General features: G+C 45.8%; 20 protein-coding genes. 7 read left to right on the top strand and 13 right to left on the bottom strand.

All coding sequences use genetic code 11. The annotated features are described in order from the left end of the window. Positions 1-12 precede the first annotated feature (12 nt). Positions 13-498 carry a GNAT family N-acetyltransferase gene (locus tag Q7P33_RS09765; protein ID WP_303869838.1) on the bottom strand — a complete coding sequence of 162 codons (486 nt, stop codon included), beginning with the start codon at positions 496-498 and terminating at the stop codon, positions 13-15. A 345-nt stretch (positions 499-843) separates the two neighbouring features. Between Q7P33_RS09765 and Q7P33_RS09760 the strand changes: the two genes are divergently transcribed. From Q7P33_RS09760 to lpdA, 5 genes are all read left to right on the top strand, one after another. Beyond that, entirely contained in the window at positions 844-2,805 is a 1,962-nt protein-coding gene (locus Q7P33_RS09760) for a sigma-54-dependent Fis family transcriptional regulator (protein ID WP_303869836.1), read from the top strand. 221 nt (positions 2,806-3,026) lie between these two features. Then, positions 3,027-4,013 (top strand): thiamine pyrophosphate-dependent dehydrogenase E1 component subunit alpha, encoded by a 987-nt coding sequence (locus Q7P33_RS09755; RefSeq protein ID WP_303869833.1) that lies wholly within the window; start codon positions 3,027-3,029, stop codon positions 4,011-4,013. Beyond that, positions 4,010-4,984 (top strand): alpha-ketoacid dehydrogenase subunit beta, encoded by a 975-nt coding sequence (locus tag Q7P33_RS09750; protein WP_303869831.1) that lies wholly within the window; start codon positions 4,010-4,012, stop codon positions 4,982-4,984. The genes Q7P33_RS09755 and Q7P33_RS09750 overlap by 4 nt, the downstream gene beginning before the upstream one ends. A gap of 43 nt (positions 4,985-5,027) precedes the next feature. Then, positions 5,028-6,332 (top strand): dihydrolipoamide acetyltransferase family protein, encoded by a 1,305-nt coding sequence (locus Q7P33_RS09745; RefSeq protein ID WP_303869829.1) that lies wholly within the window; start codon positions 5,028-5,030, stop codon positions 6,330-6,332. A 22-nt stretch (positions 6,333-6,354) separates the two neighbouring features. Beyond that, complete coding sequence (gene lpdA, locus Q7P33_RS09740; protein WP_303869826.1) at positions 6,355-7,740, top strand: dihydrolipoyl dehydrogenase; 1,386 nt, start codon at positions 6,355-6,357, stop codon at positions 7,738-7,740. A gap of 228 nt (positions 7,741-7,968) precedes the next feature. Here lpdA and Q7P33_RS09735 read toward each other — a convergent pair whose 3' ends face one another. The 12 genes from Q7P33_RS09735 to Q7P33_RS09680 all read right to left on the bottom strand — a co-directional run bounded on the left by Q7P33_RS09735 (position 7,969) and on the right by Q7P33_RS09680 (position 21,068). After that, entirely contained in the window at positions 7,969-8,736 is a 768-nt protein-coding gene (locus tag Q7P33_RS09735) for a flavodoxin family protein (protein WP_303869824.1), read from the bottom strand. A gap of 75 nt (positions 8,737-8,811) precedes the next feature. Next, positions 8,812-9,444: a Crp/Fnr family transcriptional regulator gene (locus Q7P33_RS09730; protein ID WP_303869822.1), complete on the bottom strand. Its 633-nt coding sequence runs from the start codon at positions 9,442-9,444 to the stop codon at positions 8,812-8,814. A gap of 190 nt (positions 9,445-9,634) precedes the next feature. Beyond that, positions 9,635-10,297 (bottom strand): vWA domain-containing protein, encoded by a 663-nt coding sequence (locus Q7P33_RS09725; protein WP_303869819.1) that lies wholly within the window; start codon positions 10,295-10,297, stop codon positions 9,635-9,637. Positions 10,298-10,373: 76 nt separating this feature from the next. Continuing rightward, positions 10,374-11,408: a macro domain-containing protein gene (locus Q7P33_RS09720; RefSeq protein ID WP_303869817.1), complete on the bottom strand. Its 1,035-nt coding sequence runs from the start codon at positions 11,406-11,408 to the stop codon at positions 10,374-10,376. A 150-nt stretch (positions 11,409-11,558) separates the two neighbouring features. Further along, complete coding sequence (locus Q7P33_RS09715) at positions 11,559-12,593, bottom strand: amidohydrolase family protein (protein ID WP_303869815.1); 1,035 nt, start codon at positions 12,591-12,593, stop codon at positions 11,559-11,561. Next, positions 12,587-13,228 carry a TetR/AcrR family transcriptional regulator gene (locus Q7P33_RS09710; RefSeq protein WP_303869813.1) on the bottom strand — a complete coding sequence of 214 codons (642 nt, stop codon included), beginning with the start codon at positions 13,226-13,228 and terminating at the stop codon, positions 12,587-12,589. Before Q7P33_RS09710 ends, Q7P33_RS09715 begins: the two co-directional genes overlap by 7 nt. A 209-nt stretch (positions 13,229-13,437) precedes the next feature. Continuing rightward, a complete protein-coding gene (locus Q7P33_RS09705; RefSeq protein WP_303869811.1) occupies positions 13,438-15,873 on the bottom strand; it encodes an ABC transporter permease in 2,436 nt (811 codons plus the stop codon). Further along, entirely contained in the window at positions 15,809-16,567 is a 759-nt protein-coding gene (locus Q7P33_RS09700) for an ABC transporter ATP-binding protein (RefSeq protein ID WP_303869809.1), read from the bottom strand. The genes Q7P33_RS09705 and Q7P33_RS09700 overlap by 65 nt, the downstream gene beginning before the upstream one ends. 156 nt (positions 16,568-16,723) lie before the next feature. After that, positions 16,724-18,034: a HAMP domain-containing sensor histidine kinase gene (locus Q7P33_RS09695; protein WP_303869807.1), complete on the bottom strand. Its 1,311-nt coding sequence runs from the start codon at positions 18,032-18,034 to the stop codon at positions 16,724-16,726. A gap of 50 nt (positions 18,035-18,084) precedes the next feature. Further along, positions 18,085-18,807 carry a response regulator transcription factor gene (locus Q7P33_RS09690; RefSeq protein WP_303869804.1) on the bottom strand — a complete coding sequence of 241 codons (723 nt, stop codon included), beginning with the start codon at positions 18,805-18,807 and terminating at the stop codon, positions 18,085-18,087. Between the two features lie 295 nt (positions 18,808-19,102). Then, complete coding sequence (locus Q7P33_RS09685; protein WP_303869801.1) at positions 19,103-20,371, bottom strand: sensor histidine kinase KdpD; 1,269 nt, start codon at positions 20,369-20,371, stop codon at positions 19,103-19,105. Further along, positions 20,364-21,068: a response regulator transcription factor gene (locus Q7P33_RS09680; RefSeq protein WP_303869798.1), complete on the bottom strand. Its 705-nt coding sequence runs from the start codon at positions 21,066-21,068 to the stop codon at positions 20,364-20,366. Before Q7P33_RS09680 ends, Q7P33_RS09685 begins: the two co-directional genes overlap by 8 nt. Positions 21,069-21,373: 305 nt before the next feature. On the opposite strand from Q7P33_RS09680, the gene Q7P33_RS09675 reads away from it, so the two are divergent. Beyond that, positions 21,374-21,838 carry a TVP38/TMEM64 family protein gene (locus Q7P33_RS09675; RefSeq protein ID WP_303869795.1) on the top strand — a complete coding sequence of 155 codons (465 nt, stop codon included), beginning with the start codon at positions 21,374-21,376 and terminating at the stop codon, positions 21,836-21,838. A 241-nt stretch (positions 21,839-22,079) separates the two neighbouring features. After that, positions 22,080-23,585, top strand: a complete 1,506-nt coding sequence (locus Q7P33_RS09670) for an amino acid adenylation domain-containing protein (RefSeq protein ID WP_303869792.1) — start codon at positions 22,080-22,082, stop codon at positions 23,583-23,585. Positions 23,586-23,587: the final 2 nt, after the last annotated feature.

The raw sequence follows: 23,587 nt of genomic DNA, 5'->3' as shown, positions 1-23,587 counted from the left end.
CGCCACAACCACTTACCAGCTTTTAAGAAAAATTAGGGTATCCACGTAGCGATTATCTTTTAGTCGGTAGCCATCTTTAATGGTTCCGATGATTTTAAAGCCCAGCTTCAGGTACAACGTGATAGCCGAATAATTGCTGGCCACCACCGCATTAAACTGAAGCCCCTTAAAATTATTATCCTGGCTGCGCTTAAGGCAGTCTTCCACCAGCTGGCGGCCAATCCCCTGCCCCCGATAGGCCGGTTTAACCCCAAACGAAGCATTGGCAATATGCCCGCAGCGGCCAATATTATTGGGATGCAGGATATAGAGTCCAACGACTTCGTCTCCCTGAAGAGCACACACCGTGGCCGTCTGCTGAGCAAACATCAGCTCTGCTTCGGCTTCACCAAGAACCTGATCGCCGGGAAAACTATTGGCTTCCTCGACAATATAATTCCAAATTGCAGTGGCCTGCTTTAAATCTGCCTGACATAAAGCTCTCATTTCAATGTTCATAAGCTCCTCCTAAACGGTCATTTATTTTTACCTGCTGATAAATTCGTTTCATTTCACTAATATAGCATAAATTGGCATTTTCACCAACCCCATAGGGTCTGCCAACAGTGTAAATACTGATCAATAATTGAAACGCTTATTATTTTTACGATTATTTTTGATTTATTCTAAAAACTCCGCTATAATGTGAGTCAATAAGAGCAGTAAGAACATCGCCTCACGCCATGAATCGACTTTTTCTGCACATCAACGCTGCCGTTACTTTCTTGCCGCCAATCGGATTCTCTGCGATCATACCATTCTTCCGCTGTTTTGCCGTATTCTTTCCAGAAAGGATTAATTAAGATGGAACCTGATCTGAATAAACTAAACGCTAACTGGACAAACTTTGTTGAACATGGCATTCTTGATAGCAACACCCGGCCAATTATTAAACGTTCCTGGGAATACTGCCAAAAAATCAACCTGGATGTAAACGCTGGTAAGGGCGAAAGCATTGATGCCTGCCAGCTGGCCCAGGTCCTAGCCCAAAACCGGGAACTGATCAAAATCGCCCAGCCGATCATGCAAAATCTTTATGAAATCGTTTTATCTTCGCATTTCGTGTTGGTTTTAACTGACAAAAACGGTGTTTTACTGGATACCATCGGCGATGAGGTGGTCAGTATGCGGGCATCCGAACTGCGGTTTTTAAAAGGAACCGTCTGGACAAACGAGGCGGTGGGTTCTAACGCCATAGGCATTGCCCTGGACGAAGACGGCCCGGTTCATGTGGTCGGTGCTGAGCACTACTGCGTTTCCCACCATACCTGGACCTGTTCTGCCACCACCATCCATAATGTAAAAGGGGATATTATTGGCGTTCTTAATATGTCCGGAGAAAGCCACAAGCTTCACTCCCATACCCTGGGGATTGTAGTGGCAGCAGCCTACAGCATCGAGAATGAACTGGCGCTATCCCATACCTACCGCTCAATGTCAGCCTCGCTGGACAGTACCGAAGACGGGATTCTGGTCACCGATGAAAACCTCAATCTGCAGTGGATGAATGTCGGTGCCCAGAAAGTCCTCCGGATAAATATGGACGAATTCAATGCGATCGGTTTTAAAAAGATCTTTAAAAAAATGGACGTTGACGGTGAAATCTGGAACAGCGGTGAAACCACCCATTACTATACCGATGTCACCGCCCATATCGGCAGCCAAAAAATTCAGTGCAGCGCCAATATTTCAAGGATTCTGGAAAACGACAAGATTCAGGGCTACTCCATCGGCATTCGGGAAATCAAGCATCTTCACAGCGCCGTCAACCGGGTCAGCGGCAACGTGGCCATCTATACCTTTTCCGACATCATCACCCAGAACCCACAGATGCGGATGATTATCAAAACGGCTGAAAAAATGGCCCGCTTTAAAAAGTGTATCCTGATCGAAGGCGAAAGCGGTACAGGCAAAGAAATGTTTGCCCATGCCATCCACCGGGCCAGCGCCTTTTCCCAGGGGCCCTTTATCGTCGTCAACTGCGCCTGCCTGCCCCGGGATCTGGTCGAAAGCGAATTATTTGGCTATTGCAAGGGGGCCTTTACCGGCGCACTTAACGAAGGTAAGCCAGGAAAATTTGAACTGGCCGAAGGTGGTACCATTTTTCTTGATGAAATCGGCGAAATGCCGCTGGAAGTTCAGGCCAAGTTGCTCCGGGTGGTGGAAACCTGTACCGTTTCCCGGATTGGCAGCCAAACCGAACGTAAGCTGAATATCCGGATTATCGCCGCTACTAACCGCAACCTGGAACAGGAAGTTAAAAACAAAAGCTTCCGGGAAGATCTCTATTTCCGTCTTAATGTGATTTATCTGCACATTCCGCCGCTGCGGGTGCGGGGCGATGATATTGTCTGGGCCGCTTCTCACTTCCTCGATCGCCTCAATCGGGAATATCCGGAACATAATAAGAGCTTGTCCAAAGAATTTCTGGAAGGTCTGAAGCTGCATCCCTGGCCGGGTAATGTCAGAGAACTGCAAAATTACATCGAACGAACTTTTTACCTCTGTCCCGACCCGATTATCTCCAGTGATTACCTGCCGACACCACCCCCTCGTCAGTTCGTTGAAACCGGCGTCCTGCCAATGGCAACCAGCCCGACCCTGGATGACCTGGTCAAGGCCAATCTGGAAAAAATCCTCAAAGAAACCCATGGCTGCGTGGAAGCATCCGCCGAAATGATGGGTCTGAGCCGGGCTTCGCTGTACCGCAAAATAAAAAAATACAACATCGATATCAAAGATTTTCGTCATCTGTCGCAAATGTGAGATTTTTCTCATTTTTGCGACAGCCAATTCTCAAATATGAGATACGCCTGAGTAATCGGGCGTATCTTTTTTTTATTCAAAAAATCCCACTTTGAAACAAAACCCCATTCTAAAGCCGTTTCAAAAAACATCCTGCTGAATTTAAAAGTTGGCACGGTTCTTGTTATTAGTTAAGTCATCTAAAATCTTTGGATAATACAAAAAAGGAGAACATTGAATTTATGAAACTTGATAAAGCGATTATCAAAGACATGTACATCCGCATGAAACGGATCAGGGAATTTGAAACAAAGGCTATGAACCTTTTTGCCGAAGGGGCGATTCCCGGTTTTGTGCACCTCTATTTGGGTGAAGAAGCCGTTGCTACCGGTGTCTGCCAGGCCCTTAACGATGCCGACTACATCACCAGTACCCACCGCGGCCATGGTCATATCATTGCCAAAGGCGGCGATCTGAAATACATGATGGCGGAACTCTACGGAAAAGAAACCGGCTATTGCAAGGGCAAGGGCGGTTCGATGCACATTGCCGATGCCACCAAGGGGATTCTGGGTGCCAATGGCATCGTTGGCGCTGGTCATAATCTGGCTGTTGGTGCTGGTTTCAGTGCTCAATACCGGGGCACGGACCAGGTCTGCGTCTGCTTTTTCGGCGATGCCTCCACCAATCAGGGAACCTTCCATGAATCGATGAATCTGGCCAGTATCTGGAAACTACCGGTTATCTTCGTCTGCGAAAACAACGGTTATGGCATTTCGATGAGCCAAGCCCGTCATCAAGCCATTAAAGATATTGCTGATCGCGGTACCGCTTACGGTATTCCCGGCATCTCGGTCGATGGCAATGACGTGATTGCCGTTCACGAAGCCGCTGTTGAAGCCGTTAAACGAGCTCGCAATGGCCAGGGACCAACCCTGATCGAATGTAAAACCTACCGGCAACGGGGACATTTTGAAGGTGATGCCGGCAAATACAAACCCACCGAAGAGCAGGAAATGTGGATGAAAAAGGACCCAATGCCACGGATTGAAAAATACATGCGCGACAGCGACCTTTTCACTGCCGAAGAATTGGCCGACCTTCAGGACTCTGTCGTAAAAGAAATTGCCGAAGCGATTGAATTCGCCAATGCCAGTGCTTATCCGGAATTATCCAGTGCGGTTAAAGATATTTACTTTGATATTGTTGAGGAGGTTCGTTCAAGATGAAAAAAATGACTTATGGTGAAGCCATTCGTGAGGGCATGCGGATTCGCATGCTGGAAGATGAAAATGTATGTATTTTCGGCGAAGACGTTGGAGCTTTTGGTGGCTGTTTCGGTGTCACTGCCGGACTTTTCGACGAATTTGGCGATAAACGGGTTCGCGATACCCCCATTTCGGAAGGGGTTATCATCGGCTGTGCCGTCGGTTCAGCGGCCACCGGCCTGCGCCCTATTGCTGAGCTGATGTTTATTGACTTCTTAACTGTCGGGATGGATCAACTGGTCAACCAGGCTGCCAAAATGCGCTATATGTTCGGCGGTAATATTTCCGTGCCGATGGTTGTCCGTTTACCAGGTGGCGGTGGTGTCAGTGCTGCTGCTCAGCATTCTCAGTCATTAGAAGCCTGGCTGACACATGTTCCCGGATTAAAAGTCGTTTATCCATCGACCCCACAGGACGCTCTGGGTCTGATGCTCAGCGCCATCGATGATGAAGATCCGGTTATGTTCGTCGAACATAAAGCGATGTATGGAATGAAGGGGGACGTCGATGATGTGATCGTTCCGATTAAACTGGGCGTCGGCGACATCAAACGGGCCGGCACCGATGTTACCGTGGTAGCCACCGGCAAAATGGTTCATGATGCCTTAAAAGCCGCTGCCAAGCTGGAGCAGGAAGGGATTTCTGTCGAAGTGATCGATCCCCGAACCCTCTATCCGCTGGATAAACAGATGATTTTTAACTCCATTGAAAAAACGACCCGGGTGGTCATTGCCACTGAAGAAGTCAAACGGGGCAGCTTTGCCGGGGAACTGGCGGCAATGATTTCGGAAGCCTGCTTCTTTAATCTGGATGCCCCGATCAAACGGGTCAACGCTCTGGATACCCCGATTCCCTTTGCGCCCAACCTGGAAAACTTTGTCCTGCCCAACGACGTCGACATTTACAATGCCGTCAAGGAAGTGATGGCTTAATTTTTAAGGTTAACCATGAAATCAAAAAATTAAGGAGGTTATTATGGCACAATTAATCGTCATGCCCAAGTTTGGGCTGACAATGACAGAAGGCACCATTGGCAGTTGGAATGTGGCTGTTGGCGACACCATCGCCGAAGGCGATATTCTCTGCGAAATCGAAACCGATAAACTAACCAATGAATTTGAATCCCCCAAAGCCGGGGTACTACTAAAAATCATCGAAGGCAACGGCGCCACCGTTACCTGTCTGGAACCCATTGCCATCATTGGTGAAGCCAATGAGGATATTTCATCTTTACTAACCGGTATTGCAGCTCCCAGTGAGGATGAGAAAGCTACGCCCAACGAAGCTCCTGTTATCGAAACGCCAGCCAAAACCGCTGGCGGGCGGATCAATGCCTCGCCGCTGGCTAAAAAACTGGCTAAAGAAAAAGGTATTGATCTTGGTTTAATCACTGGCACCGGTGCCAAGGGCAGCATCACCGTAGACGATGTCAACAATTATACCCCGATAGCCGAAGCTGATCTGAAAATTTCTGTATCCCCGGTTGCTAAAAAAATGGCTGAGGCGTCGGGGCTTGATTTAAATACCATGGCTGGTGATGGTCGAATTATGAAAAAAGACGTGGCCGCCCAGCTAACTGCATCCGCCGAATCACTTCCAGAAGTGATCCGCCTTAAGGGGATGCGTAAAACCATTGCCAAACGGATGAGCGAAAGCTTTCTTACCTCGCCCCGGGTCACTTATACCCGGCCAGTCGATGCCACTGCCATGAAGGAATTTCGTGCTAAACTGAAACCGGAGTTTGATAAACGGGGACTCAAGCTGACCTTTAATCATATTATCATGAAGGTCTGCGCCCAGGCCTTGCTGGAGTATCCACATGTTAATGGCAGCCTGGTTGATGATACCCTGACCCTTCATCCCCATGCCCATATCGGTCTGGCGATCGGCCTGGATTCCGGACTATTGGTTCCCAATGTAAAAAACTGCGATACCAAATCTCTCGCTCAGATTGCTGAAGAGACCGAAAAACTGATTGCCGATGCAAAATCCGGCACTACCAACATGGATGACCTGGTCGGCGGCACCTTTACCCTGACTAATCTGGGGGCTTATGGGATCACTTCCTTTTCGCCGATTATCAATCAACCGGAGCTGGCCATTTTAGGGATCGATGCGATGGTTGATACCCCTGTGGTTATTGGTGACCAAATCGCCATCCGGCCAATGATGAATCTGAGCCTCACCGCCGACCATCGCATCATCGACGGGATGTTGGCTGCTCAGTTCCTGCAGCGGATCGGGGAATATCTTGAAACCCCCTCGCTACTGTTGGTGTAACACTTTGAAAGAAGGTAAAAATATGACACATTTAGCAATCATCGGCGGTGGACCCGGTGGATATGTGGCGGCCATTCGGGCGGCCCAGTTGGGTGCCCAGGTTACCCTGATCGAAAAAGATAAGCTGGGCGGCACTTGTTTAAATGTAGGCTGCATTCCCACCAAGGCCCTGCTCCATTCTGCCGAGGTGCTGACCGAAGCGAAAAATTCTGAAAGCATCGGATTACTGATCCCTGAAATTGGTTTTGACTGGACGAAAATTCAAAAACACAAGGAACAGATCAGTACCAAGTTGTCGGGCGGCGTTAAGGGTCTGCTAAAAGCCAACGGCGTTAAGATCATCACTGGCACCGCCCAATTTTTAAGCGATGAAATCTTGCTGGTCACAGAACCATCGGGAAAAACGGACGAACTACGGCCGGATAAAATCATCATTGCCAGCGGATCAATCCCTGCCCTGCCACCGATTCCCGGGATTAACCATCCCGATTGCATCGATTCCACCGGGGCACTGTCACTGGCTCAAGTTCCGGAAAGTCTGGTGATTATCGGCGGCGGCGTCATTGGTGTAGAAATGGCATCGGTTTATAATCAGTTTGGCTCCAAAGTAACGATTGTCGAAATGCAGCCGGGGATCCTGCCACTGATGGATGGCGAACTGGGAGAAATGCTACGAAAAAAACTGATGCGAGATGGGATTGAGATTTTAACCGGTACCCAGGTCGTGTCGATTGACGCCAATGACAATAAGGTGACTGTTAACATCAACAAGGATGGCAACAACAGTGCCATCATCGGCGAAAAGGTATTGGTGGCAATTGGCCGAAAAGCCGAATTATCAACACTGGGACTGGATAACACAACCATTAAAACCGATAAAAAAGGCATTCTTGTTAATCCGAAAATGCAGACGAATGTCTCAACCATTTATGCCATCGGCGATTGTCTGGGGAAAACAATGTTGGCCCATGTGGCCTCGCAGCAGGGGGAAGTTGCCGCCGAAAACGCCTTGGGCCATGAGGCTATCTATGACGAAAAAACCAACCCCTCGTGTGTTTACACCAACCCCGAATTCGCCAGTGTGGGTCTGACTCAAGAAGATATCCGGGGTCGGGAAAAAGACTATTCCATCGGCCGCTTTCCGCTGGCCGCCAATGGCAAGTCGCTAATTATGGGGAGTACCGAGGGAATGATCAAAATCATCTCTGATAAAAAATATAAAGAAGTAGTAGGCGTTCATATTCTGGGCCCCCGGGCCACCGACCTGATTGTCGAAGGCGCCCTGGCGCTGCGGCTGGAATCCACGGTGGAAGAAATCATCTCCACCATCCATGCCCACCCCACCGTCGGCGAAGCCATTAAAGAAGCCGCCCTGGCAACGGAAAACCGGGCCATTCACTGGAAATAAACCGCATGCGTGTGAAATGAGAATTCAAAACGTGCGAAATTTAGCTGTTTTCTCCTTCTATACAACAGCCTCCAAATACTTTTGGGTATTTAGAGGCTGTTGTAATATTACCTAACTAAATCAAGTTCTATATTCATCAACTTAGCTTTCTATCGGTTTCATCCCGTTTTTTAAACCACATCGTTTCTGCCTTTCAATACGGTTTTCAGGATCAAAATCCACCGGCCATCAGTTGTTTTTTGTGTCTCGATTAACACTGGCAAGCTCTTCTTCCCGCCATTGCCGAATGCCCTTGTCCATGACCGGCATCATTTTTTCCATCATTCCAGCGATGTTCTTTTGGTGACCTTCCAGATCAAATAACTGGTCATCTCTCAGGTAATCGCCCAATAGTTTTCCTAATTTTGCACCTCTCTCAAAAACGCTTTGGTTTTCCACATCGAAACAACTTGCTTCAGAAACCGAACCTTTTTCGCCGACCTGCATGCGGGCAAAAGAATTCTTGCAAGTTTCCCCATACCCACAACTTAAACAAGGAACACTGCCATTAATAACTAACTGATCCAGTAAAATAAACCCTTCCATGACCATTTCCATGGCAATCTCCCGATTAACCTGATCCGCTACATCCCGATTAAGCGATGTTACCACGGTGATCGCATACTTTCCATTGTTTAAACCATTGATATGTCGCATCGACCATAACCGCTCAAAGAATGCCTTTGAGAAAGCGTCAATCATGCCATAGGGCGTATATGCTCCGAAAACTACAGCCTCTGCGCCTAAGATTAATTCACTTATTTCCTGAAAATCGTCGTTCTGAACACACTTATTTGTTGTCACACAGGCTTTGCACGCTAAACAGGGCCGGACAATCCGGTTACTCAGTTTAATGAACTCATATTCCACCCCCGCATTTTCGCCAATATTCTTCAGCATTCTGTCCGTATTGCTGTCTTTAACCGGTGAACCGCTGATACATACTATTTTTTTCATCTTGACCTCCAGAATTGTATTCTGGTTAAATTATATCGTTAAATGAAACTATTTTCTGTATAGCAGGCTACACTTTTACTCATGTACAATATAATGTCGATTATTTTTTTCCAGCTTTCCCATTTCAATTAATTGATTGATTGAACGGGTCACCGAAACCCGTGATGCATTAACCAGAAACCCGATATCTTCATGGCTTAAATAGCAATCAATCTCCAGTCCAAGATTAGTTATTCGTCCATGACGGCCAGCAATCTGCTTTAAGGTATTATAAACCTTATCCTGAACATCTTTTAAGGCATTATTGGTCATTCTTTCAGTGTATTCCATCATTTTGCTATTGATGCTAAAAAATATTTTTTCAAGAATCACTGGATCTTTGATTAATTCAACCATCTCTTTTTTAGAGCAGGCGCAGATATAGCTGTTTTCCAGAGCGATACCACTAAATGGATAATTAATGTCTTCAAAGATAATGTTTTCACAAATCAAATCTCCCGGTTTTAGGATGTCAATGACAATTTTCGTCCCATCTTTGGTGAATTTCTGCAACATGATCTTCCCGGTTTGAATTAAAAAAACCTTTTCTCCTTCCTCGCCCTGACAAAATAGTAATTCACCCTTTTTAAGTAAACCACCCTTGGCTAAACCATAAATTGCGTTTTGTTCAGTGTCAGTCAGAATACTGAAAATCTCCAATTCTTTCATACACGTATATTTTTTATTCTTCGATGCCACTTTATTTTTTCCATTCTTTTATATTCGTATTGGTATTATCATATCGTTTTATCAAATGAATGGCAAGACCTACCTGATAGCCCATTTTGATTTTTAAATATCACCACTTTCAAAAAAAACGGTAGATAAGCAAACCTTACCTGCCGTTTTCTTACTCTGGCTATCTATTTTTCTTGCGTAGTTCAAAATCTTCATCAATTTCAGCCTTCCAATTGGCCGAAATCGGGTTGCAGGCCCGTATTTCACTGACCACCTCGCTGACCACCCGATAGTTCAGTTGGGTTCCCTGACCGTCGGCATGATAATTAGCGGCTCGATCAGCACTGATCCCAAATCGGGCGGCGGTTTCAATGGCATCGATATTAGCCCCCAGGAAAATAAATTCCCACTGATACTCTGTTTTCTCCAGTTCAATCAGACACTTTATCTTTTCATAGGAATATTCCTGGCTGGCGTTTTCCAGCCCATCAGTGGTGATCACAAAAATGATCTGCTCGGAGCGATGTTCCGGTTGGGTATAACGCTGGGCGTTGGCAATCTTGTGAATGGTTTTTCCGATCGCATCCAAAAGAGCAGTGCAACCGCCGACATAATAGTCGTTTTCAGTAATCGGGGCAACCCCACGAATATCAATCCGATCATGGAGCACTTCATAACCATCATCGAAAAGTACGGTCGTGACCCGGGCCTCGCCCGGAGCCTGTTGCTGTTTCTTAAGCATGGCATTGTAGCCACCGATGGTGTCACTTTCCAATCCTGACATCGAGCCGCTTTTATCCAGAATAAAGACCAGTTCCGTTTTTCTTGTTTTGTTTGTGTTCATGATATTATCCTCCGTTTCTTTGATACGTAGAGAATACCATGGATGGTCTGGCTGGTGGTCGCTTTTAAAACGACAATCAGGCCCCCAGCAATGCCTGATCAAAGGCGAAGAGGGCTTCGTTGATTTCATAGATGTTATAATTTTTGGCACTGATAAAATATTCAATGATCAGATCAAAGATATGGCTGTGGGACAGGGCATAGCCAGCCCGCCCCAGCAGGTCATGGGTCTCGTCAAGGCTTAGCTCCAGGGCAATGGCAAAGGCGATGGCGGTGGCCTTACTGGGATTATAATCTTTCTTGCTGCGGATCTTGGAAAACAATTTCCGGTCGATATTGGCTTTTTTGTAGGTTTCTACATCGGTCATGCCCTTTTCATCAATCAGCCGCAGCAGCATCTCTGAAAAGGACTCATCCAGCTGACCCAGCACATCCGCAAGACTTCTTTTGACTGGTACCGCCGGAGCAGACATCAAGGGCCGGGTTTCGGTCAGTTTTTCGACTTGAGCCCGCATTTGGGTACGATTATACCTGGGCAGCTCCGGCTCGAATTCCATATTACGTTCATAAATCGGATGTTCATCCACATAATGATCATCAATAAATTTTTCGATATCCGCAAACAGCTTTTCACTGAAAATAAAAGCTTTCTTATCAAAAATCACCAGATAAATAAACATCTCATGTTCAAGCAAAAATTCTGTGATGGCCGCCACGGCAATTTTTAAAGCCTGATCCTTAGGATAGCCATAGATTCCTGATGAAATCAGCGGAAAGGCTATCGTTTTACAATCCTGTTTCAGGGCCAGTAGCAGGGAACGGGTATAGGCCCGGTGCAGCAGCCGGGCCTCGTCGGCACCACCGCCCTGCCAGACTGGCCCAACGGTGTGGATGATGCGCTTTGCTGGCAACTGATAACCGTCAGTGATCACAGCATCTCCCACTGCGCAGCCTCCAATCTGGTCACACTCAGCCTGGAGCTTGTCCGCCCCGGCGGCAGCAAAAATCGCCCCACAGACGCCACCGCCCATTTTCAGACCAGTATTAGCGGCGTTGACAATAATGTCCACCGTCATTTTTGTAATATCGTTACGGATGATTTCAAATGGCATCTTCTACGCACCATCCCTTCATTAGCTCAATCACTATTTCAATTATGCGTTCAATCATTTTTTATTATATCAGAGTGCTCGATATAATTAATCCCTTTTTGAAAAAAAGCCATGATGCCGCAGATGGCATCATGGCTTAAAATAATTATCTTATGCTTGATTTAGCAGTCTTTTCGCATTTTTGTTAAGTATATGATCTCTTGCTTCTTTATTTTCTGCAGTTGCCATTAGTACGCGCGAAAGGGTGATTGCCTGAGGCAAGGCTGGCCAATCCGAGCCAAATAACAGTCTTTCATATCCGACCGTATCGATTAAATAATTGATGCTGTGCTGGGATTGACTTGACAATTCTGCATAAGTTGCCGGAAATTTTTTCAAATATTCGGCGACAAGTTTATATTCGCAGACCCCGCTATGACCAAAGATAAAGACAAAATCCTTTGGCATTTCCTTAAGCAGCTGACCAAATAATTCGACCCGGGTTGACCTTAAAAACTTCCATAGAAGTTTAGATGTCCTTTTTTGATCCACTGGAATTGATCCGGTATGCAAGATAACCGGCAATTCTGCTTCATGACAGGTTCTAAACAGCGTCATTAACGAAACAAAATCATTTTTAAGCTCAATGTCCGATATTTTGAGTTTGAAACCTTTTGCGCCAAGGGCTTTGTATTTTACAATTTTTTCCTTCATCTCGGAATCATCAGGATGAACCGAACAAAATGCCATAAAGTGGCTCGGATAATCAGCGGCAATTCTTAGCGCCTCTGGTGAGCAGTCGTATTTTTTTGTACTCAATGGCAACACGACATTGATGCCGATCTTATTATCTGCTTGAGACTTAAAACAATTGTCGTAAGTCCCGCCTTTGCGCATATCCTGCAGCACCGCGTAGGCATTTTGCGCATAGTGAAACACCGGCATCATGCCTTTCCGGTTAATACCTGGTTCTTCTTTTGTCCAGTAAGGCACTGAAAAATCAATCTTTTCATTGGCCGGAAGGGTCGGAAATGTGAGTTTATTTCCTTTTGAATTGGGATCAATATGCCTAACTGGCAGGACATTGCACATATGCGTATGAAAATCGACAATTTCCAGGTCCTCATCCGTATCAATAACAAACTCTCCGGCTTCATTTAACTTCAGGTATTTTTCATCTCGTACTAAATCCTGCCTGGTTAACATGGCCTATGCACCCTTCCTATTTTTCCACTTGAGTCGGGCTGCATCCCTTCAATGACAACGTCCAATATCCGTGCGCCTAAGTCTTTAATACTTGAACCATCATCATTTTGATAAAACTCGATATTTGCCACCCCTTGGGTAATGATGTAAGCGGCCATTTCGACATCGAGGTTTTCCCGCAACTCCCCTTTTTTTATATACAACCGGATCACGTCTGCCAACAATGCATAACTCTTCGGAAATTCATTACCCAGTATTTTCTTTCTGATTTCTTGTGGACATTCATTTATAAAGCGATTCTTGAGTTCTGTAATTTTGAGATCCTTTGTTTCAAACCGACTTCCTGCTTCAAGTAATAAAACAAGGTAGGATTTAAAATCCAATTGGCTAATTTTTTCTTTTGATCCCTCAAGGCTATTTTTTTTTGAATTTCCAATTTGACCGAACAAAAAAATGTACAAGTCATCTTTATTCTCAAAATACTGGTAAAAGCTGCCCTTCGGAATCTCTGCTCGTTCGACGATTTTATTAATCGTTACCTTTTCATAATGGTTTTGTGCAAATTCATCGATCGCAACAGCAATGATTTTGTCTTTCTTTTCCTCTGGTAAGTTAAAAAATGTAGACTTTGGCATTTATTTATCCCTCCAAATTATTATGACCACAGGTCATGTGACTTGTGGTCATAATAACATATTGGTCTTTCTTTGTAAATACATTTTTCATTAGCAGCCTTGCGATATCGTAACCCTGCTTGCTGCCGCTAACTCTTATTCAGATTTAGGAACACCGGTAATTACAATTTTTGTTAATCTTTTTTATCCTAAGTTTATTTATTGGCTTTTTAGTCCACTCCTTCTTCAAACATCTTGCAAGGGCTGATCTTTCTGATCTTGCCGGCAACAATCAGCACCGTTGCCAGTCCCAGCAGGCTGATTCCGATGGCGGTGAGTATTACCAGGCTGGGATCGACATAAAAATCGCAGTTCAGGATCCCATTGGCCGCCAGCATCAGCGCCAGCATCGGATTGGTGGCAAAATAGCCAGCGATGGCCCCGACCACCGCAGCCCCGATAATAACCGGCATCTCGCTGATTAAGATCTGCCCGATCAGCTGATTGGCGGTAAAACCAAGGGCCTTGGAAACCCCCAGTCGGGTTCGCTCGCGCAAGATCCGCACCCGGATCACCAGAAATAGGACGAACACAATAATCACGGCAATGATCCCCAGACAGCCGGTCACGACAATTTTTATCGACGCTTCAAAGGAATCCAGCATCATTTCGATGGACGCAAAATAGCTGTTGGTTTGTAGTTTATCAGTTCCGTATTGATTATTTATTCTAGTGACAAACTTTTCGGTATCCTGACCCTCGGCCAGATAGATCATCAGGTTTTGCTCCTGATAGGATGGTACCAGTTTTTTCATCCCGGCGGTGGTAATGGCAGCACCTCGGCCCAGCATATTAAACTGCTGGGTGACTCCCACCACCAGAAATTCCCGGGTTGTGCCATTATAGTCGATCGACACCGTATCCCCCATCTGGGCGCCCAGATTATTAAGTACAATGCTGGTGATGGCAATCTCATTATCATGCACCGGCATCCGGCCCTTCACGCAAGTGTTAACTTTCAAGCGGCTGTAATCCTCAGTTATTCTGGTATTGGCACTGCTATCCTTGTTTTTAAATTTAATCATGCCGTCAAAAGAATTGAGTCTGATGGTGTCTTCAACCCCTGGCATCGCGGCAATTTCTTCGAACATCTTAGCTTCATCCGCCAACGCCGTCACTTGAACTTCGGCAGTTTCCAGTCCGATTAATTTGATCATGGCGGTTTTATCCACCGAAAAATTATAGTATGACGCCAGCGCAAACACCGTTACTAAACTCAGCAGCATGATGATCAGCCCGGCAATGAAATTCTGCCGTTTATTGAAAATCAGTGACTTAAAACCCATCGCCGTATTGAGGCTCAGCCTGGTTTGATCCAGATGGATGCGGTTTTTCTCAAAATGATGGGTTTCAATCCCACTGCGCAGAGCTGTCAGAGGGGTGATTCTTTTTATTTTCGCCGCACTGAAATAGGAGATTCCCAATACCGCCATCATAATTACACCCAAACTTACCAACACCGCCTGGGGATCGAGACCGGTAGCCCAACGCAGCCCAATTGATGATGACACCATATTGGTAATCACCGGCGAAATCAATAGCGCAGCAGCCAGCCCCACCATAAATCCGACGGCGGTCATCAACAGATACTCCACCAGAGTCGCATTAAGGATCTGCCTTGCTGTATAGCCCATGGCTGCCAGGGTTCCGATATTTTTAATGTTGTTTTCAATATGGGTAGTGGTGGAAAACTTAATAACGATCGCTGCAATCGCCAGAATGATAATCGAGAAGGATAACAGCACCGCCATAATGATATTGATAAAGATGGCCACACCCGTTTTCATTGATCCATAACTTAAGAACGCATAGCTCCCCGTGCCGTCCGGCAAAACCGTTTTTGTTTCTTTAAGATACTCCGCTTCAAATGCTTCGGTGCCATTTATGTCATCGGTGATCACTGCGATATAGCTGCATTTCGAGCCATACTCCGGCTGCGCCTGGAATTCCTGGAACTGCTGATCACCCAGAAACAATTTATACATGCTGACATTTGAAGGACTGGCAAACATCAGATCTTCATAGAAACCGGCGATCTCGAACTCGGTACTGGCATCATCCACGGTCAGTTTTAGGGTATCCCCCGTTTGATAGCCATTGGCCACTTTCAAAACATAGGGCACAATGACCCCATTTTTGGGCATCTGTTCAGCCGGATCAATAATCTTTACCTGGGATATTTCCCGGGCGGTATCCAAATTTAGGAAAACCGCCGGGATACTGTTGGCCTCTTCCCCGGTATTTATATTCTGAAATGAGGACGACATCGACATTATCCCATCTTCCTGTTCACTGTAGGAATAGGACGGGATGGATTGATAAATTTCATGAATCTCCTGATCGTAGGTACCATCGGTAATTGAGATCAGGTGCGCACCATTGGTTTCGGCATTTTTTTCATCAATAAAGGTGTCCATATTGGACAGCACGCTGATTCCCACATAGAGAAAAATAGTGGCAATCGCAATCAGGATGATCAGGGTGGCTGTGGCCACCTTGGCCTTCTTGATATTGTTGGTCGCAATCATCAGAATTTTCATGCTACCAGCCCATGCTTTCCAGAAATTCCCGAAGGATTTTATGGCGATCCGGATCGTCTTTGACATAGGCGCCCAGATTCAGTTCGTCGATGATGACCCCATCTTTTAAATAAAGGATGCGGTTGGCCCGGCGGGCGGTTTTGATATCATGAGTCACCATGATGATGCTTTGACCGGAGGTATTGACCTCGGTTATCACATCCAGTACATTGATGGCGTTAGTCGAATTGAGAGCCCCAGTAGGTTCATCCGCAAAGACGATTTCCGGTGCATTGATCAGCGCCCGAACAATCGCCACCCGCTGGGCTTCGCCGCCGGAAAGCTGAGACGGATATTTATGATAGCTGGCATCACTTAACCCCACCTGTTGCAGTAGTTCCTTGGCCCGGTTGGCAATGGCCTTTTTATCGCGGCTGACCAGTAACCCCGAAATCATAATATTATCGAGCACCGTCATCGTATCATTAAGATAGATTTGCTGAAAGACAAAGCCACAATGCTTTCGGCGAAAAACCGCCAACTGATCATTGGAATAATTGGAAATCGCCTCGCCTTTAAAGTTGATGGTTCCCAGGGTTGGCTTGTCCATCCCTGACAGAGCATAAAGCAGCGTCGATTTTCCCGACCCCGAGCTACCCATAATAACCGTAAAGTCCCCGGCTTTGATTTCTAAGTTAAGATTTTTTAAAACATGCTGCATGATGCTGCCGTTTGAATAGGTTTTACTGAGCATTTCTGCTTTTAAAATGGTGTTTGACATACATTCCTCCCAATTGACTGATTGGATCTTTATCCCAAAGATAAAAGACCATGGTCGGCTTTTGCTTTCCATGGCCTAATTATATTTCATAAGTTCTTAACCGGTCTTTTGCCAACTCTTATTAAATTCTTATCTGTTTCTTAACTAAAACGACCCTTACACCACCCTGATGCCCAATTCCACCGTGAAGCCCTCCTCATTATAGCAGCGGATGCTGCCACCCATGGCGACCATAAACTGCCTGGCCAGATAGAGGCCCAGCCCGGAACCGGGGGTATTCTGGACCGTTTCCCCAGAGCCCCGGAAAAACTTTTCACACACCAGCGGACATTCATCGGGATTTATGCCCGGCCCGTAATCTTTGATCGTTATGGTCAGGTTTTTTTCTGTTTTGTCCAGATTAAACCAGATGTCGATATCAGTATCGGCATATTTATAAGAATTGCTGATAATATTGTCAATCACCTGACCCAGCCGCAGCGGATCACAAAAAATCAGACACTCCGCCAAGTCATTTTTAAATTGGATTTTCCCAAAATTATCCATTTCCTTTAACATTTTAATGATCACAGTGCTTGGTTCCTCGCTGATATTGACCTTCAGCATTTCCAATTCTTCCAGAGTCGCGTGGAACAGATTGCTGATCAGCGCATCGATGATGTCGGCTTTGGCATCGATCACCGCGATTTTTTCGATACTTTCGGTGAGCGTCGTCGCCGCGGTTGACCCCGGTAAATCCTCGCTTTTTACAGTTGCCAGCTTGATCTCAAGCAGCTCACAAATCGCTTTAATGGTAGCCACCGGGGTTTTAATGTCATGGGACAGTTCCGCCACCAGCTCTTTTTTGCTGATATTGGCCTGATATTCACCCTGCCGGGCCTTTCTCAGCTCTTCCCGCATCAGATCAAAACTTTCAGTGAAAGCGCCAAAGTAATTGCCCCGATCCATCGGTAGCTGAAACTCCAAATCACCATCGGCAATCTTTCGGGCAAACGCTTTCAGCACCCCAAAGGGCCGCAGAATCGCAGTATGTACCAGCCCCAAAACCAGATAAACCATAATCATGACCAGCCCAAAGGTAAGCGAAATCAGGATCGTCAGATTTCTTTTCATGGTTGCTTCCTCACTCCCATCGGTCAGAATAATGATCTTCCCCAGGAATTCTTCCTGTCCATCCGCTGCGGTTCCGGTCAAATCCATGATGGTCTGTCGATTCTTAATGCTGTCAAACAAGAGCGCCTGATAGTTTTCATCCGTAAACAGGGCGATCTGGTAGGACATCCCTCCGAACATACCAGATTTTATTGTATCTCCGTCGCGCCAATCTTTTTCAATGGTTTTAACGATGCTATTAATCTCCGTGACATCCACCCGATTGATCTGGGTGGCATAGATCGTGGTGATTGTGGCCAGATAGCCGGCTATCATGATCACTGAAAAGAGAATAACCATATTTCTTATTTTCATGTATTTCCTCACCTAAACAGTTTATTATGTCCGCCAGAATATCGTCGGGGTTATTCATTTTCCTGACTCTCAAACATATATCCGGTTCCCCAGATGGTTTTAATCAGCCTTGGCTGGTTGGGGTTTTCTTCAATTTTCTCACGAATTTTCCGGATATGCACATTCAGGGTGCCATCACTGAAAAAAGCATCCCCCCAGATCCTGGCAAATAACTCGTCTTTGGAAATCACCCGGTTTTTATTTTCATAGAGGTATTGAAACAACTTGAATTCCTTGGTTTTGAAACCCACATCTTTTTCATTGCGATAGACCTTCATGGCATCCTTATCAATTCTCAGATTGCCGCAACTGTCCTGCGCTTTTAATTGAGCGCTAACCGCATCACTGCTCCCGGCTTTTAGCGCCGCCCCATCATAGCGTTTGATCATAACCTTCACCTTGGCCAGCAAGACACCGAGGGAATAGGGTTTTTTAATATAATCGTCGCCACCGATATTCAGGGCAATCAGGACATCATCGTCACTCTGCCGGGCACTGATAAAAAGAATTGGCACATCGGTTTTTTTTCGGAGTGCTTTACACAATTCAAAGCCGCTGTCTTTTCCCAGATTGATATCCAGCAAAATCAGTTTAACCTGGTTATTTCCCATGAACAAGACACAATCATCAAAATTGCTCACAAAGGTGCAGGTCACGCCAAACATTTCAAAATATTCGCAGCTCGCTTTCGCCAATTCTACTTCATCATCGACAATTAAACAATCCCAATTCACACTTACTCCAATCCTCCCGAAAGCATCGGGAAAGTCAACCAATTTGATTAGGTACTAATCCTTTGTTAAATCATATCATTATTCTGCCGCAATTGCATCTGGTTTGAATTCGAATTGCTGGCTGTTATCACTTAGATCCACTCAAAAAAAGCATGTCCTTCGATTAAAGAAGCATGCCTTTTCTTAATTCTTTGATAAATACTTTATCTATTGCGGTCTTACTGACCTGGCGTTTAAAATAAACGTTAAAATGCGGAAGAACCCCGTTCTTATGGATTCGTTTTGCATTTCACAATTACTTATTTTGCACTGGGAAAAATAGCTTGACATAGAATCTTTCGTCAGCTTTTTTAATATCAAGACTTCCGCCGTTTTGCTCCACAAGTGTTTTTACAGCGGGCAAACCAATGCCATTGCTGTCGGTATCTAAATAAGCTCCCATATAATTTGAAATCATAATGCCAATCTCGGATGCCTGTTTAATGATCGTTATTTCAACGGGCTTCGATGGGTCAGCATATTTTTTTATGTTGGAAAACAGGTTGTCAAATATCCGCCGCAGGTCAAATACGGGAAAGGAAAGGATAAATTCACCGTCAATGACCGGAAGGGTTGCTTGAAAGCCTGCTGCCTGCAGATCAAAACACATTTCAGAAAGCAGTTGTGATAGCAGCAGCGTCCCTGAAATTGTTTCGGCAACGGTATCCGCTTTTGGGGTATCATTCACTTGAAAATGACGGAACATTTCATCGGAAAGGCTTTTCATTTGCTGTACTTTTTCAATGGCGCTCTTCAAATAGCGTTCTTCTTCTGACGCATTCCGATACTTTTTATAGCGGAGTATTTCAAGATAGCCCGTCAACTTGGTCAACGGCGTTCGCAAGTCATGCGATAAAGAGGTAATCAGTCGGCTGTTTGCCAGCACAGCTTCATTTTCTCGTGCCATCTGGTCGATTACTGAAAGCCGCATTCCCTCAATGCTGCGTCCAAGCTCAGCCAGCTCGTCCTCGCCTGGAGAATCGATGTGATAGCTGAGGTCTCCTCCTGTGAGGATCTCCATTTCATGACTCAGATGCATAATGCGATGGATGATCCGATAGACATAGGGAATTAAAATCAGGAAGAAGCAGATTGCCGCGATACCAAGGGAGATTACCATTCCAAGCCCATCATAATGAGAAGTAGACGGGTATGCATATGCATACACGACACCGTCCGAACAGTTCACCGGGATACCGACTTGCGTATCATCGTCTTCCTCCGGGATGTCCGCCTCAGGGCTGCTCGCCAAATAGAGATACATCGTACGATAGTTCTTTTCCCATCTGACATCGCGTATTGCGTCATCGACAGTCAGCTCATTACTTGTCACATGTTCCTGAAAGCTCGCCACTGCCGAAGTTCCCACATTTGTCCAATAAGAATCGAACTCCGAGCCGTACAAGAACCACCAAATAACGCCATCATACAGGAGTAAAAAGACAGAGAAGGAAATAACCAGCGCAATTGCCGCAACCGATGCGAATTTCAGACCTAGGCGGGATTTAAATTTGCTGCTATTCAATGCGATACCCCTTTCCCCAAACCGTTTTCAGCAATGTTGGTTCCTGCGGGTCTTCCTCAATCTTTTCCCGCAGTCTACGGATGTGAACCATTACCGTGTTGCTGGAGGAGTAATAAAACGGCTCCTCCCAAATGCTCTCAAATAAATTTTGCGCAGAGAAAAGCCTGCCTCTGTAGGTCAGCAGTAACCGGAGAATCTGATACTCCTTGTCTGTCAGGTTCAGTTCTTCTCCATCTTTGCAAACATCGTTTCGGTCCTGATACAGTATGATTCCACGCCATTCCAACGGGGTTTCATTGTCAATATTGCCTTTCCCTCTGTAAGTCTGATAGCGCCGTAGGAGTCCCTTTACACGGGCAAGAAGCTCGGCATAAGAAAACGGCTTTGCGAGATAATCGTCCCCGCCGGATGAAAATCCAAGCGTCAGGTCGGAATCTTTATTTTTTGCCGTAGCCGTAAGAAATAAAATGGGAACATTACTTTGCTCCCTCATTTTCAAGCAGACCTGATACCCGGACATACCGGCCATCATAATATCCAAAATAACAAGATCCACATCGTCGGAAAAGACCGACAACGCCGTTTCCCCGTCAGCTGCTTCCAGCGTGGTAAAACCTTCGCTCTCCAGCAGAACACAGACGATCTCACGAATTTCAGAATCATCATCTACGATCATAATTTTTGCGGCGTTCTTCATGTCGCTCCGCCTCCACTCTACGTATTGCTGTTATCTTACCATCTGCCCGTCACACAAGCAACGAAGATATACCCCTATCAGGGTCAGTTAAGAATACTTAAGGTTTTCGTAAGCACCAGCGTCAGAATATGTAGATATAATACAAAAACAAAATGGAAACTGCGGGCGGGCATATCTCGTCGGGGGTGCGGATGAAACAGCGTGAAAAACGGCTAAAGATTTATCTCCTTATACTATTTTTGCTCTTGCTCCTTGTTACCGGAGTATTCCTCGCAATAGGTTTCTTCCGAGGATACTTTGGATCATTGGAGGCGTTTCGAGCCTATATTGGCACCTTTGGCCCGTTCGCGCCGCTGATGTTGACGGCGATTCAAACCATGCAGGCATTTCTGCCGATCATCCCAAGCTTTTTCGGATTCGCAGCGGGCTCCGGATTATTTGGAGCGTTTGGCGGCTTCCTTTGTAATTATATCGGTATCAGCCTTGGCTCCATCATTGCATACTACCTGGCCAGACGCTTCGGGATCAGATTTGTGAAACAGATTATACCGGAGAAAAAATATAATGCCGTCGTTGAATGGGCAGCCTCGAAAAAGAGCTATACGATTATTCTTTTTCTTTCCATTCTGCTTCCGCTGGCGCCGGACTGTGCCCTGTGTTATTTTTCCGGCCTGATCAATATGCCAACGAAAAAATATATTCTGATCATCATGACTGCAAAGCCCTGGTGTATCCTGCTTTACAGCATTTTCTTCAGTAACGTACTTTAGGAGGTCCCTATGCTTAAATTTTAAAATTTCACCGTGATTCTCACTTATGTGGGTATGTTGACCTCATTTTTAGGTATCGTTTATGCTCTGCACTTTCAAAGGCGCTGATTTCTCGATACATAAAAAAACCATCGCATTCCCATGTGTGATTTATGAGATCAAAATATCGCTGACTTGCAGCGTTTTTATCTCGGAGGAAGCAATTCAGAATAACAGAATAATATGAATGTGAGGAAACACCATGAAAAATGTATTGGAATATATGGAGCACCATGTGCTTTGTCGCCCGGACAAGATTGCTGTCATTGATAAAACTTCTTCCAACTCCTATCGGGAATTGGAACATACCTGTAAGACTGTCGGGACAGCGCTGTCAAGGTACATCAAAGTCGGTCAGCCGGTCGCAGTCTTGATGGAAAAAGGCATCCCCGCGCTATGTGCATTTTGGGGCGCCATTTATGCAGGAGGCTACTATGTGCTGCTTAATCCAGAGCTGCCGGTATTCCGCCTGAAGCAGATTCAGAAAGTACTTCAGGCAGAATATGTGATTGTCGATTTTCAGCACGCAAAGCTTGCGACGGAACTTTTTCCAGCCAGAGCAATCCTGATGATGGACGATCTGCAAAAAGGATCCATAGATTTGGAGCGTCTGCGCTTTGTGCGCAGTAGGATGATCGACACCGATCCTCTTTATGTCAACTTCACCTCTGGCTCTACTGGCGTTCCAAAGGGTGTTGTGGTCAGTCACCGTTCTGTGATCGATTTTATCGATGTTTTCACAAATACCTTCCAGTTTTCATCCACGGATGTCTTTGGCAATCAGGCACCCTTCGATTTTGATGTTTCCGTCAAGGATATCTATACTTCAGCAAAGGTTGGAGGGACACTGGCGATTATTCCAAAGCCCTTTTTTTCACGACCAAAGGCGCTTCTGGACTGGATCTGCGAGATTCACATCACTGTCATGATCTGGTCCGTCTCAGCACTGTGCCTGATCAGCGCGTTTCACGGTCTAGACTACCTTATCCCCACTTCCGTGCGTAAGATTCTTTTTAGCGGCGAGATCATGCCGGAAAAGCATCTCCGAGCATGGCTGGAACATTTGCCGAACGCGCAGTTTGTTAATCTCTACGGACCTACTGAGATCACCTGCAACTGCACCTATCATATCCTTGACAGAAACGGTGATTATTCTCATGGGATTCCTATTGGGCGTCCCTTCCCAAATGAGCAGGTGTTCCTGCTCGACGCCAACGCACAAGAAGTGACAACCTCCGGTGTTGTCGGTGAGATCTGCGTACGGGGAACGGCACTGGCGCTTGGATACTACCGAAACCCTCAGCAGACGGAGGTCGCTTTTGTACAGAATCCGCTCAATACCGGTTACCCCGAACGCATTTATAAAACAGGCGACCTTGGAAAGTATCTGGACAATGGGGAACTTCTGTTCTGTGGTCGGAAGGATTTTCAGATCAAATACATGGGACACCGGATCGAATTAGAAGAAATCGAGCGGGCGGTTGCGAAAATCCCCGGTGTTGATCAGTGTTGCTGTGTGTTTGACGCAAAAAAGGAGCAGCTATACGGCTTCTACACTGGCAGTCCAAAGCAACCCAGTCTCCGCAGTCAGCTTGCCGAGTCTTTACCTGTATATATGGTCCCGCGCACACTTTATCAAATCAAGAAATTCCCATTGAATAAAAATGGAAAAATCGACCGCAAGCGACTGCTTGACCGAAAGGAGTAAAA

Origin of the sequence: Acetobacterium wieringae (genome assembly GCF_026646375.1) — a bacterium.
GTDB lineage: Bacteria > Bacillota > Clostridia > Eubacteriales > Eubacteriaceae > Acetobacterium > Acetobacterium wieringae_A.
Note: the sequence above shows the minus strand (reverse complement) of the source record. Positions and strands in the feature narration are given on the sequence as shown.